This window comes from Streptomyces sp. NPDC006265, assembly GCF_040613555.1.
Taxonomy (GTDB): domain Bacteria; phylum Actinomycetota; class Actinomycetes; order Streptomycetales; family Streptomycetaceae; genus Streptomyces.
The window spans coordinates 1-13,048 of the sequence record NZ_JBEXSH010000161.1; the positions used below are offsets into that span (position 1 = coordinate 1).

The 13,048-nt window shown below is 68.8% G+C and carries 11 protein-coding genes and 1 pseudogene; 3 read left to right on the forward strand and 9 right to left on the reverse strand.

Features of this window, described 5'->3' with window-relative positions; translation table 11 throughout:
• On the reverse strand, positions 1-1,880 hold a 1,880-nt coding region (locus ABZ281_RS15820; protein ID WP_356655857.1), incomplete at its 3' end, for a double-stranded RNA binding motif domain-containing protein.
• 236 nt (positions 1,881-2,116) lie between these two features.
• Between ABZ281_RS15820 and ABZ281_RS15825 the strand changes: the two genes are divergently transcribed.
• Both ABZ281_RS15825 and ABZ281_RS15830 read left to right on the forward strand, forming a co-directional pair.
• On the forward strand, positions 2,117-2,503 hold the full coding sequence (locus ABZ281_RS15825; protein ID WP_356655859.1) for a hypothetical protein: 387 nt from the start codon (positions 2,117-2,119) through the stop codon (positions 2,501-2,503).
• A gap of 74 nt (positions 2,504-2,577) precedes the next feature.
• Complete coding sequence (locus tag ABZ281_RS15830; RefSeq protein WP_356655861.1) at positions 2,578-3,216, forward strand: GNAT family N-acetyltransferase; 639 nt, start codon at positions 2,578-2,580, stop codon at positions 3,214-3,216.
• Positions 3,217-3,291: 75 nt separating this feature from the next.
• Here the strand turns inward: ABZ281_RS15830 and ABZ281_RS15835 are convergent, their stop codons facing one another.
• The 8 genes and pseudogenes from ABZ281_RS15835 to ABZ281_RS15870 all read right to left on the reverse strand — a co-directional run bounded on the left by ABZ281_RS15835 (position 3,292) and on the right by ABZ281_RS15870 (position 9,803).
• Positions 3,292-3,489 carry a hypothetical protein gene (locus ABZ281_RS15835; RefSeq protein ID WP_356655863.1) on the reverse strand — a complete coding sequence of 66 codons (198 nt, stop codon included), beginning with the start codon at positions 3,487-3,489 and terminating at the stop codon, positions 3,292-3,294.
• A 228-nt stretch (positions 3,490-3,717) separates the two neighbouring features.
• On the reverse strand, positions 3,718-4,206 hold the full coding sequence (locus ABZ281_RS15840; protein ID WP_356655865.1) for a hypothetical protein: 489 nt from the start codon (positions 4,204-4,206) through the stop codon (positions 3,718-3,720).
• A gap of 1,037 nt (positions 4,207-5,243) precedes the next feature.
• A pseudogene (locus tag ABZ281_RS15845) lies at positions 5,244-5,966 on the reverse strand (Tellurium resistance); the annotation flags it as partial.
• Positions 5,967-6,095: 129 nt separating this feature from the next.
• Positions 6,096-7,241, reverse strand: a complete 1,146-nt coding sequence (locus ABZ281_RS15850) for a DUF475 domain-containing protein (RefSeq protein WP_356655867.1) — start codon at positions 7,239-7,241, stop codon at positions 6,096-6,098.
• 125 nt (positions 7,242-7,366) lie between these two features.
• Positions 7,367-7,942, reverse strand: a complete 576-nt coding sequence (locus ABZ281_RS15855; RefSeq protein WP_356655869.1) for a TerD family protein — start codon at positions 7,940-7,942, stop codon at positions 7,367-7,369.
• A 137-nt stretch (positions 7,943-8,079) separates the two neighbouring features.
• A complete protein-coding gene (locus tag ABZ281_RS15860; RefSeq protein ID WP_356655871.1) occupies positions 8,080-8,655 on the reverse strand; it encodes a calcium homeostasis/redox stress adaptation protein in 576 nt (191 codons plus the stop codon).
• A 146-nt stretch (positions 8,656-8,801) separates the two neighbouring features.
• Positions 8,802-9,260, reverse strand: a complete 459-nt coding sequence (locus tag ABZ281_RS15865) for a peroxiredoxin (RefSeq protein ID WP_356655872.1) — start codon at positions 9,258-9,260, stop codon at positions 8,802-8,804.
• A 105-nt stretch (positions 9,261-9,365) separates the two neighbouring features.
• The gene (locus ABZ281_RS15870) at positions 9,366-9,803 is read right to left on the reverse strand and encodes a DUF3052 domain-containing protein (protein ID WP_031104104.1); all 438 of its coding nucleotides are present in this window, start codon (positions 9,801-9,803) and stop codon (positions 9,366-9,368) included.
• Between the two features lie 416 nt (positions 9,804-10,219).
• Between ABZ281_RS15870 and aceE the strand changes: the two genes are divergently transcribed.
• Complete coding sequence (aceE, locus tag ABZ281_RS15875) at positions 10,220-12,967, forward strand: pyruvate dehydrogenase (acetyl-transferring), homodimeric type (protein WP_356655874.1); 2,748 nt, start codon at positions 10,220-10,222, stop codon at positions 12,965-12,967.
• Positions 12,968-13,048 lie beyond the last annotated feature (81 nt).

Consider the following 13,048-nt stretch of genomic DNA (forward strand, 5'->3'; position numbering starts at 1 on the left):
GGGCCGGGGGGGGGGGGGGGGGGGGGGGGGGGGCCCCGCGCCCCCCCCACGCCGGGCAGTACCGCGGGGGTGAGGTCGGCGTGGTTGCGCTGTCCGTCCCAGACGGTGATCGCCGCGACGGTCTCGTCCTGGCCACCGGCGGCCAGGTGGAGAACGGCCGGAGCGGCTGGAACCGGACCATTTGCGTCGGGGTCCTTGATGCGCAGTACCAGGCGCGGAGAAGAGTGGGGGTCGACGCCGTCCTCGATCGCGTCCGCCCACCTCCACAGTTCCGGCGTCGGATCGGCGTCCTGGCCCTGGCCGGCTGGCCCGGTGTGCGGACCGGAGCCCAGCAGCGTGGCGGCGGCGGGAGTGCGCAGGAGAGTGTCGGCGACCGCGTCGAGCAGGGGCCATGCCGCGTGCTCGGGGGACGGAACGCGGATGGGGTTGGTGCCGGCGAGGAGGCAGTGCCCTTCGGGGGCCATCAGGGCGGCGGCCGCGGTGACGGCGGTGCGCAGCGGTTCGGTGATCGGCCCGATGCGCCAGCAGCCCTGACCGTCGGCGGTCAGGGCGGGGTAGACGCGTTGCTGGGCCACGCACGCGACGGCCAGTCGGAGACATGGGCGCCAGCCGGTGACGGAGGCGTGTTCGCCTTCCCGGGGAGTGAGCAGAGCCGTCAGGGCGAGACCGACCGGGACAGCGACGCCAGTCACGGTGGCGCGGCGGGGCATGATGCCGCCGGCCCCGGCGAGGACGAGGTCGCGGGTGACCGGCTGGAGCGGCGCCGTCACGCTGTCGAGCAGCTGCGGGTGTGTGCCGTCCGGCTGGAACAGCATCCATGAGGCCCGAGCGGGATGGCGGGAAGGCAGCAGGGTCAGGGCGGCGCCGCCCGCGAGGGCCTGCTCGATCGCGCGATGCGCGGCGAACAGGTCACCTGGACCCGCGGTCAGGGCGGGCGGTGGCTCCTGGTTGAGGGCGGGCGGCGCGGGTGCTGCGGGCGGCAGGGGTGTGGTCGCTGGCTCGGGTGCCGGCTGCGGCTGGGGTTCGTCGGCGCCGAGGGCCTTCTCCAGGGCTTTGAGGAGACGGTCGGCAGCTTCGGCACGGGCCTGCCGTTTGCTGGATCCGGTGCCTTCGCCGATGAGCTGCTGGCCGCGGTGTACGGCGGTGACCGTGGCCGCGAAGCCGGTGGGAGACGGGGTCGGGGGCCGGTAGTCGGGCCGGGTGATGTGACCCGCCTGGTGAAACTCGTTCAGGACCGAGACGGCGTTGGATTCCCCGGCCGGAGCGGCGGTCCGGAGCGGGACGGCGGGGGTGTCCCAGCTCCAGTTCTGCACCGCACGATCGGCCAGTGGGTCAGGCAGGCCGGCGAGTGCGGCAATGAGGGCGGCCATGGCCTGTTGCCTGGCTGCCTTGCGGGTGCGGGCCTGCTGAACGCTGCCGGTGACGTCGCGGCCGGTGGGAGCGAAGGTGGCCTGCGCCACGAAGAAAGGCAGGCCGTCGTCCCCCTGCCCCTCCCGGACGGTCGCGGCGGGCGTTCTCAGCATCTGGGCGTGCATGGAGATGATGCTCGGCGCCAGGGCCGGGCTGGCAGCGACGGCGAGGATGGCGGCTTGCCGGACGGGCGCCCAGTCCTGTGCTTCGGCCGTATCGAGGAGCGCCGTCCGCAGGGCGGCGACATCGAGGTGCCCCCGGGCGATGCGGTGCACGGATTCGGCGGCGATCGCCGCCGCGGGAGCGCCTTGGGCGACAGTGCGTTGCAGCGTGCTGCGGAAGGTCTCCGCGTCCATCAGGGACAAGGGCGGGCCCTCGGCGGTCTCGGCGCGGGAGGCCGGGATCTCGGGGCGCGGGTTTCGCGTGGCCAGCGCTGCAGGGCTGATGGGCTGCAGACGGTCGATGGACAAAGACACTCCCCCAGTAACCGGACGCCGTCGAGACCACCCCCATTGTGACCTGCGCAGGCGTCGGGTCCGCGCCGTACACACGAGGACCCCACTCCAGCGTGTTGCTTATTATTATTTCGATGTGTAGTTTGGTCATGTCGCCGGATACCGGCTCCCCCCTCACTTCACCCGCGTCACGCCGGGATTCCCATCTGTGCGCCGACAGTTACACGGCGCCCGCTCTTGCGAGGATCGTCATGCACCTGGAACCCATGGTCTTCCGCTTCACCGCCAGCGGCCCCAGCGCCGAGAGCGCCTTCGCGAACCATGCCGCCGAGGACCGGAAACTTCCGGTCGACCCGTTCTCGCGGCGCGCGGACCTGACGAAGGTTGACCGCGTCACCGTCGTGCGCAACCGCTCCGCACTGGGCCCCGTCATGGCGGGCTACTTCAACGCCTCCCTTCCGTCGCCCGTCCCGTACGGCGCCCCCCTCGACGAGGACGACGCCGACTGGCTGGCCGACCGCCTGATCGAGGACGACGCCCCGTGCGTCCGTTCCGGCGGCGCTGGAGCGCTGCTGCTCGAAACGGACGGGCCGGAGCCGAGCTGGCTCTTCTTCGGCTGGAGCACCCCCCTCGGCTGACCCCCTTCTGCCCGCATCCCATCCCCTCCAGCCGTGCCACGCCCAGTGCGGCTGTCAGCACCAAGGACTCGACCATGCCCACCCTCATGGCCCTCACCGGCACCGACATCCGCATCCGTACCGCCACTCAAGAGGACGGCGACACCCTCGTCGAGCTGATTGCGCTCGTCGACCTCCAGCTGCGGGCCGAGGATCTGCCCGGTGCCCTGGACCCCATGCGGCATGCCCTCACCGACAGCGACGACGGCCCGCTCTCGCACCGCAGGAACCACTTCCTGATCGCCGAGAACAGCGAGGGCGTTCCCGTCGGAGCCATCACGTGCGGCCCCGCCAAGTGGATGTCCGACCCGAACCGCTCGCCCAAGATCATGCGGCGCAGGATCATCGAGCGCATCTCCACCGTCCACGGTCTCGCCGTGGTCCCCGCCTACCGAAATCAGGGAATCGCCCGCGCACTCCTTCAGCACGCCGAGCAGACGTTCCGGGACGCCGGATACACAGCCCTGACGCTGCGCCACGACCAAAGTCTCACGACGTTCTACGGGCAGCTCGGCTACACCAGCCACAACCGCCTGTCGCTGAAGCTGCCCACGGGAGAACTTCTCAGCCTCGTGGAGCGGGGGTGGAAGCATGCCTTCAAGGTCCTCGCCCCTACCGCCTCGATCACTACGGTCCAGGGGATGCCCACCATCACCGGCGCACTGTCCGACTGACGTCCCGCCAGCCTCGGCCCAGTACACATGCGGGCCGGCGCGGCTCGTTCTCAGCCCTTGTCCCACCCAGTTCGGTTACTGCGGTTCGTCGTCCCCGCCTTCCAGAACTGGAGGCTCCTGCCAAGTCAGGGTCTCCAAGGGCGACTGCAGGCGCCGGGCTGGGCCGGGCAGGGGCCTCATCACGGCGGAGGCTTCGTCGCTGAAGTAGACGACGGGCTTGCCGGGGACGCCTACGGGTCCGGGTCCTGCTGTGCGTGCAATCTCGGTGGTCATCTGGTCCCCCTGGTTCGTCACGGGCCATGCCCGGTTGAAGGCCGGCGCACAGGCCGGCTGCGAAAGCGTATCCAGTTTCCGAACGGCGGCCCGAGGGAGATTCCCCCAGGGGCGTATCCCCCAGGTCGTGTCTGCCCCAACCCGTAGCAACTCGCCGCTCCTTGCACGGCGCGCGTACGCATGTCCGCCTCTGCGAACGCGTCGACCACCACTTGCAGGTCCGAGCCGTCACCGTTCGTCCGTCGCCTCACGAGCACCCTTCGGACACCACCGGACCGTTCGTAGCAGCCGATCCAGCTCGTGCCCCTGCCTGGGCCGCCCGGCCGGCGCCTCTCCGGAGGCCGACTCAGCGACCTGTCTGACAACGTGGGCCATCTCGTCCATGACCGCCATGATCGGCTTGGGCTGCACCAGCACGACGTTCACAGCCGGTCCTCGTTCCCGGATCGCGCGCGCCAGCTGGTGGACCTCGCTGTGGCCCGGATGGCGGACTCGGAGCTCGTTCTCGTCGATGAGCACGGTCACGCGGCTGTCTGCGGTGTCCGCGAATGGTCCGAACTGCTGCTGGGCGGCCTCCGAGCCGAGCTCGCGGCATTCGACGGTGTGCAGGGCGAGCCTCAGCACGGTCGCGATCTGGCCGGCGTCGACCGGCAGAGGAGGCTTCCCCGTCCCGGTAGGTCCGAGAAAGGTTGCCGAGTCTGGCGTTTGATCGCTCATCGTGCGGTTCTCCTTTTCCCGTGGGTCGGTGGGGTTCAGGCTTGGTCGAGGTGGTGTTCGTACCAGGCAGTCAGCTGGGTGGGGTCCTGCGGGAGAGACCTGACCAGGCGGAGGAGCCGTTCGCCGACGGGCCTGATCTCGGTAACGGCCAGGGCGGACAGGTCGGTGGTGCGCAGGGCGGCGAAGCCGGCGAGGTGACGCTCTTCGAAGGTGCGCTCGCCGGGGAGGCTGTCGGCGGCAGCGAGGTAGCGGGTGACGAACGGGTCGAGCGCGGCGCGGTGGGCAGCGAGGTGACGGAGGTAGACGGGGTTGTCGACCGAGGTGGTGTTGGCGGCTTCGTCGTGGCGGGGTGAGGGCAGTGCGAACCAGTCGCTGACGAGCGCAGTGAGGGTGGCCGGGCAGTCGGGCCTGTCGGAGCGGGTATCTCCTCGCCAGTGCCCGTCGGCTGCTCCCTGGGTTGCGCCCACGCGGTCGTGGAGGCGGCCGAGGACGCTCGCGAGGGTGAAGAACCCCAGAACGTAGTCGGCTCCGGCGATGACGGACCGGATGGTCGGCTCGGCCGACACCGCGGCGGGCAGCAGGAGGCGCTGCTTGCGGTGTTCGCGCTGGAAGGGCAGGCAGACCGCGGCTTCGATCGCGGCGTGTTCGGCCAGCAGGACGGCGGCGGCCTGCGAGGGCGCGGCCTCGCGCTCCCACTCCACTGTGTCGTCCTCGTGGGCGAGGTCGCTCAGCCCCAGTGCGTCCAGGCTGACGCGGTAGACGCCGGTAGGGGTCGCGGTCAGAGTCAGGACTCCGTCGCGGTCGGGCAGTGGCTGCGTGTGCTGAAGCGTGCCGTCGGCGCTGTCGCGGGTCCAGTCCGGATTGGCGGGGCGGGTCGCGGCGGCGAGCGCCCAGTCGAGCAGGTGGATGAGTTCTTCCTGGCCGGCGCTGATGAGGTCGGATTGGGAGGTGTCCGAGGGTCGGCTGCAGAAGTGCCGGCCGAGGCGCTGAAGGGCTTCCTCGGGGAGGTCGGCGACGATCTCGGCACCGGGGTCGACCTTCGACTTGTAGCCGCGCCCCCACTGCAACCCCCACCCGTACAACCGGTCGAGCTCGGCCTGGAAGCCGTAGACGAACTTCGTCTCGCGGCGGACGACGATCTCGTCCTTCACCTTCTCGATCATGACGACGGCGCAGGAGCGGGCCTGCGGCTGGCGTTCGTCGAGGTGGATCTCGATGCGGGGGCCGCTGCTCGGGTAGAGGGTGACGCTGGCGTGCGTGCGGTCGAAGGCGGGCGTCTGGTCGTAGATGTAGACGAAGACCAGCAGCCGCTTGATGCTGTCGCGGTGGTCGAGGTTGATGTACATCGTCTCGCCGGACCCGGAGCCGAACCGGTCGTCGCCACTGAGCTTGACGTACGGCGCGGCGTTGACGTCACCGTAGTAGCCGCCGAGGGGCTGGACGACGCCCTTGCTTCCGTCCTGGAGTTCGTAGAGGCAGCCCAGGTCGAGGTCGACGTTGACCATGCTCTGGCTGTGGCCGACGACCTCGGGGGGCTTGAGGGCCCGGAAGGGATGGCGGAGCAGGCTCTCGCGCTGGAGGCCGCCGATGTCGGATGTACGCATCCGCCAGCTGAGGTTGACGCGCAAGTGGCCGGTGGCCGCGCCCTGCTTGGTGAGTGATATCTGCGCCCGCCGCTTGGTCAGTTCGATCGCGTTGGTCGACGCGTCGCCCGAATCGAACTGCACATCGCCGCGCCGGAGTCCGTCGAACAGGCCCATTCCGCCCCCATGTTCACTTGGAGACCGCAGGTCATCGCCGTACCCACGGCCCATGACGACCGAACGGGGCGGCCGCCGAGGAGCCCTCGGTAACCGCCCCGCACAGAGCGTTCCTCACCTGGAGGCGTGTCACACCCCGGACGAGACCTCAGTCTTCTCGTCCGAGCCGGCTTTTCCCTCGGCCTCGGCCAGTGCCTTGTTGCGGCGGACGGAGGACCAGAAGGAGGCGCCGATGAGGACGACGCCGATGAGGCCGGTGACGATCTCGTTGATCTGGAACTGGATGGTGACCAGCAGGATCATGGCGAGCGCGCCGATGGCGTAGTGCGCGCCGTGCTCCAGGTAGACGTAGTCGTCGAGAGTGCCCTGGCGGACCAGGTAGACCGTCAGCGATCGGACGTACATGGCACCGATGCCGAGGCCGAGGGCCATCAGCACGATGTCGTTGGTGATGGCGAAGGCGCCGATCACGCCGTCGAAGGAGAAGGACGCGTCCAGGACCTCGAGGTAGAGGAACATGAAGAACGCGGCCTTGCCGGCCAGGGCGACGGCGGAGCGGGGCTTGCCGGAGCGTTCGGCTTCCTCCTCCGCCTCGTGCTCGCGCTCCTCCTCCTCTTCGAGCTTGTCCTCGAAGTAGCCGGAGAGACCTCCGACGATCATGTAGGTGATCAGACCGGCGATACCGGAGAGCAGGACGGTCTCCGCCTTGTCGACGTGGGCGCCGCCGTGCTGGTGGGCGTGGGTGGCGAAGGTCAGCGCGGAGATCAGCAGGACGATCAGCGCGATGCAGACCGACAGCATGTCGACCTTGCCGAGCTTGGACAGCGGGCGCTCCAGCCAGGCGAGCCACTTGATGTCCCGGTCCTCGAAGATGAAGTCCAGGAAGATCATCAGCAGGAACATGCCACCGAAGGCGGCGATGGCCGGGTGGGCGTCCGTCACCAGCTGCTGGTACTGGTCCTTGTCGTTCAGGGCGAGGTTGACCGCCTCGATCGGTCCCAGCTGGGCGCTGATCGCGACGATCACGACCGGGAAGACCAGCCGCATCCCGAAGACGGCGATCAGGATGCCGACCGTGAGGAAGATCTTCTGCCAGAAGGCATTCATCTTCTTCAGGATCCCGGCGTTGACCACCGCGTTGTCGAAGGACAGCGAGATCTCGAGGACGGACAGAATCGCGACGATGCCGAGCGCGGTCCACCCGCCGAACAGGACCGCCGCGACCAGGCCGAGCGCGGTGACCGCGAACGACCACCCGAAGGTTTTCAGAACCACTGGCTACCCAATCGTGTGTGTACGGGGCTCCCCCGCGCCGTACCCGGCTTTACGAACTTTTGAAGCCGAAGTCTAGTCGTCCCCCCTCGGCACCCCACTGGGCCCCGGGTTTTGCTCATAACGCGTTATGAGACGTTGACCCCGAAGTCCAGCGCGATGCCCCGCAGCCCCGACGCGTACCCCTGCCCCACGGCCCTGAACTTCCATTCGCCCTGGTAGCGATAGAGCTCGCCGAAGATCATCGCGGTCTCCGTGGAGGCGTCCTCGCTGAGGTCGTAGCGGGCGAGCTCCTGGCCGTCGGCCTGGTTGACCACGCGGATGAAGGCGTTGCCGACCTGGCCGAACGTCTGGCCGCGCTCGTCGGCCATGTGGATCGAGACGGGGAAGACGATCTTGTCGCACTGCGGTGGCACCTTGGGGAGGTCGATCAGGAGCGACTCGTCGTCGCCGTCGCCCTCGCCGGTGAGGTTGTCACCGGTGTGCTCGACCGAGCCGTCCGGGCTCTTGAGCTGGTTGTAGAAGACGAACCACTCGTCCCCGAGCACGCGCCCGCTGCTGCACATCAGGGCGCTGGCGTCGAGGTCGAAGGGCGCTCCGGTGGTGGAGCGCGCGTCCCAGCCGAGCCCGACCATCACCTGAGTGAGGTTCGGCGCGGCCTTGGACAAGGAGACATTGCCCCCTTTGGCGAGCGTGACGCCCATGATGCTGTCCCTCCCCTTGGGGCCACAGGCCCGGTGGTGTCACTGAGGTGGTCCTGCACGTCCGGCGCCGCACGTAAACCGTGCGACGCCGGACAAGAAGCCCTTTCGGGCCCTGTCACCAGGGCCCTTCAGGTGGTTCAGACGTTCACGCCGAAGTCCTGCGCAATGCCGCGCAGGCCCGAGGCGTAGCCCTGGCCGATGGCGCGGAACTTCCACTCCGCGCCGTGCCGGTAGAGCTCACCGAAGACCATGGCGGTCTCGGTGGAGGCGTCCTCGCTCAGGTCGTAGCGGGCGATCTCCGCCTCGCCGGCCTGGTTCACGACACGGATGAACGCGTTGCGGACCTGGCCGAAGGACTGCTGGCGGGTCTCGGCGTCGTAGATGGAGACCGGGAAGACGATCTTCTCGATCTCGGGCGGGACGGTCGCGAGATTGATCTTGATCTGCTCGTCGTCCCCCTCGCCCTCACCGGTGATGTTGTCACCGGTGTGCTCGACGGAGCCGTCCGGGCTCTTGAGGTTGTTGAAGAAGATGAAGTGCTGGTCGTTGCCGACCTTGCCGGAGTTGTTCAGCAGCAGCGCGCTGGCGTCCAGGTCGAAGTCCGTGCCGGTCGTGGTGCGGACGTCCCACCCCAGACCGATGATGACCGCGGTCAGGCCCGGCGCCTCCTTGCTCAGCGATACGTTGCCGCCCTTGCTGAGGCTGACTCCCACGAGTCCTCCATTGGTGTCCAGGGGCGGATGCCCCGTTGTGCTCGGATGTCGGATCAACGAGTCGATCCTAGTGACGGGTTCCCGCCCCTCGCAGGCCCTGAAGCCGACATTTCAGCGGGTGTCGAGCGCATGCCGCCCGACCGGCGTCACAGGGAGTCGAGCGCCTTCACGTAGTCGTTCAGGTCGCGCGCGTCCGGCAGGCCGTTGACCACGGTCCACCGCACGACGCCCTCCTTGTCGATGACGAAGGTGCCGCGCACCGCGCAGCCCTTGTCCTCGTCGAAGACGCCGTAGGCGCGCGAGACGTTGCCGTGCGGCCAGAAGTCCGACAGCAGCGGGTACTCCAGGCCCTCCTGCTCGGCGAAGACGCGCAGGGTGTGGATGGAGTCGTTGGAGACGGCGAGCAGCTCGGTGTCGCGGTCGGAGAACTGCGGCAGGTTGTCGCGCAGCTCGCACAGCTCGCCGGTGCACACGCCGGTGAAGGCGAAGGGGTAGAAGAGCAGCACCACGTTCTTGCGGCCCCGGAACTCGGACAGCTGTACGGCCCGGCCGTGGTTGTCCTTGAGCTCGAAGTCGGGGGCCTTCTCGCCGACCTGGATCGCCATCGCTGTGGGTGTCCCTTCGTGGGGCTTTTCGGGTGGGACCACCCTACGCAGACGCCGGCGCAGGCCGATGGGCGGGCCGACAACGCCGGCCCGCCCGCCGTACGGCTAACGCTTGGACTTGGCGGCCTTCGGCGTGGCCAGCCGGCTGCCGCTCCAGTCCTTGCCGACGCTGACACTCTTGGACGCCGTCAGACCCGCCGTGGTCGCGGCTTCCGAGATGTCGCTCGGCTCCACGTACCCCGAACGGCCGGTCTTCGGCGTGAGGAGCAGGATCGCGCCGCCCTCTTCGATGTACGTGGTGGCATCGACCAGCGAGTCCGTCAGGTCGCCGTCGTCGTCACGGAACCACAGCACAACGGCATCGGCCACGTCGTCATAGTCCTCGTCCACCAGGTCGGCCTCGATGATGCCCTCGATGGCCTTGCGGAGCTCCTGGTCCACGTCGTCGTCGTAGCCGATCTCCTGGACCACCTGCCCGGGCTGGAACCCCAGCCTGGCGGCAGGGTTCGTCCGCTCCTCCGCGTGGTCCGCGGTCGCGCTCACGGGTTGCCTCCTGATCATGTTTTGGGAATAACTCAGCCACGCGCGTGCGCGAAGCATTGGCCGTAGTCCACACGGGCGGGACCGATCGCGCAAGTACCCGGCCGTTCAGACCGCCGAAACGGTGACGATCCTGGCGGTGTCACCGCAACTCCAGGCACACCATCATGGTCCGAGGTGACGCACACCACACCTTTCTGCCCTGTTTGGGCGTTTGGGAATCGTCTGTGGGTACGAGACTCGAAGGTATTCGCCCCATACGTCACGGAGTCGATCTCACGTCTGGGTTACCGCTGGGTAGAGATGACGTTTCCCGGCCCCGAGGTGGACCATGGGAGCGGCGCGCCCCCAGCGACGACGCCCCGGCGACGACAGCGAAACAGCGGCCCTCGCGGGCCCTCTGACAGGTAAGGAACAGCGTGGCTTCCGCATCCGATCGCAACCCGATCATCATTGGCGGCCTTCCGAGTCAGGTTCCTGACTTCGATCCCGAAGAGACGCAGGAGTGGCTCGACTCCCTCGACGCCGCCGTCGACGAGCGCGGCCGGGAGCGGGCGCGCTATCTGATGCTGCGGCTGATCGAGCGGGCCCGCGAGAAGCGCGTGGCCGTGCCGGAGATGCGCAGCACGGACTACGTCAACACCATCCCCACCAAGAGCGAGCCGTTCTTCCCGGGCAACGAGGAGATCGAGCGCAAGGTCCTCAACGCCACCCGCTGGAACGCGGCGGTGATGGTCTCCCGGGCCCAGCGCCCCGGCATCGGCGTCGGCGGCCACATCGCCACCTTCGCGTCCTCCGCCTCCCTCTACGACGTCGGCTTCAACCACTTCTTCCGTGGCAAGGACGACGGCCTCGGTGGTGACCAGGTCTTCTTCCAGGGGCACGCCTCGCCGGGCATCTACGCCCGCGCGTTCCTGCTGGACCGGCTGAACGAGGAGAACCTGGACGGCTTCCGCCAGGAGAAGTCGAAGGCGCCGCACGGGCTGTCGTCGTACCCGCACCCGCGGCTGATGCCGGACTTCTGGGAGTTCCCGACGGTGTCGATGGGGCTCGGCCCGATCGGCGCGATCTACCAGGCGCGGATGAACCGCTATATGCACGCGCGCGGCATCGCCGACACCTCGAAGTCGCAGGTCTGGGCGTTCCTCGGCGACGGCGAGATGGACGAGCCGGAGTCGCTGGGCCAGCTGTCCATCGCCGCCCGCGAGGGTCTGGACAACCTCACCTTCGTCGTCAACTGCAACCTGCAGCGCCTCGACGGCCCGGTGCGCGGCAACGGCAAGATCATCCAGGAGCTGGAGTCGATCTTCCGCGGTGCCGGCTGGAACGTGATCAAGCTGGTCTGGGACCGCACCTGGGACCCGCTGCTCGCCCAGGACCGCGACGGCGTGCTGGTCAACAAGATGAACACCACGCCGGACGGCCAGTTCCAGACGTACGCCACGGAGACCGGCGCGTACATCCGCGACCACTTCTTCGGTGACGACCACCGGCTGCGGGCGATGGTCGAGGGCATGACCGACGACCAGATCCTGCACCTGGGGCGCGGCGGTCACGACCACCGGAAGATCTTCGCGGCGTACAAGGCGGCCGTGGAGCACAAGGGCCAGCCGACGGTGATCCTCGCCAAGACGATCAAGGGCTGGACGCTGGGCCCGAACTTCGAGGGCCGCAACGCCACGCACCAGATGAAGAAGCTGACGGTCGACGACCTCAAGCGCTTCCGCGACCGCCTGCACCTGCCGATCCCGGACAAGGAACTGGAGTCCGGCGCGCCGCCGTACTACCACCCGGGCCGGGAGTCGGAGGAGATCCAGTACATGCACGACCGCCGCAAGGGTCTCGGCGGTTACGTCCCCACGCGCGTGGTCCGCTCCAAGCCTCTGGCGCTGCCCGAGGACAAGACGTACGCGACCGTGAAGAAGGGCTCGGGCCAGCAGTCCATCGCGACGACCATGGCCTTCGTGCGGCTCCTGAAGGACCTCATGCGGGACAAGGAGATCGGCAAGCGGTTCGTGCTGATCGCGCCGGACGAGTACCGCACGTTCGGCATGGACTCGTTCTTCCCGAGCGCGAAGATCTACAACCCGCTCGGCCAGCAGTACGAGTCGGTCGACCGCGACCTGCTGCTCGCCTACAAGGAGGCGCCGAACGGCCAGATGCTGCACGACGGCATCTCGGAGGCGGGCTGCACGGCGTCCCTGATCGCGGCCGGCTCGGCGTACGCGACGCACGGCGAGCCGCTCATCCCGGTCTACGTCTTCTACTCGATGTTCGGTTTCCAGCGCACCGGCGACCAGTTCTGGCAGATGTCCGACCAGCTGGCGCGCGGTTTCGTCCTGGGCGCGACCGCCGGCCGTACGACGCTGACCGGTGAGGGCCTCCAGCACGCCGACGGCCACTCACAGCTGCTGGCCTCCACGAACCCGGGCTGCGTCTCCTACGACCCGGCGTTCGGCTTCGAGATCGCGCACATCGTGAAGGACGGCCTGCGCCGGATGTACGGCGGCTCCGAGGAGCACCCGCACGGCGAGGACGTCTTCTACTACCTGACCGTCTACAACGAGCCGATCCAGCACCCCGCCGAGCCTGAGAACGTCGACGTCGACGGCATCCTCAAGGGCCTCCACCGGTTCAGCGAGGGCACGGCCGGCTCGATTCCGGCGCAGATCCTGGCGTCCGGTGTCGCGGTCCCCTGGGCCGTCGAGGCGCAGCGGCTGCTGGCCGAGGACTGGAACGTCAAGGCGGACGTGTGGTCGGCGACCTCCTGGAACGAACTGCGACGCGAGGCCGTGGCCTGCGAGGAGCACAACCTGCTGCACCCCGAGGAGGAGCAGCGGGTGCCGTACGTGACCCGGAAGCTGGCGGACGCGCAGGGGCCGGTCGTGGCCGTGTCCGACTGGATGCGGTCCGTTCCGGACCAGATCGCGCGCTGGGTGCCGCAGACGTACCAGTCGCTCGGCGCCGACGGCTTCGGCTTCGCGGACACGCGCGGCGCCGCCCGGCGGTTCTTCCACATCGACGCGCAGTCGATCGTGGTGGGGGTGCTGACCGAGCTGGCCCGTGAGGGCAAGGTCGACCGTTCCGTGCTCAAGCAGGCCATCGACCGGTACCAGCTGCTCGACGTGTCGGCGGCCGACCCGGGAGCGGCGGGCGGCGACGCGTAGGACCTCGAGGGCGGTTCCCGTGGGGCGGCACCCGAGAGGTGCCTCGGTGAGGCGTTCGGCGGCTCCTACTACGACAGTGCC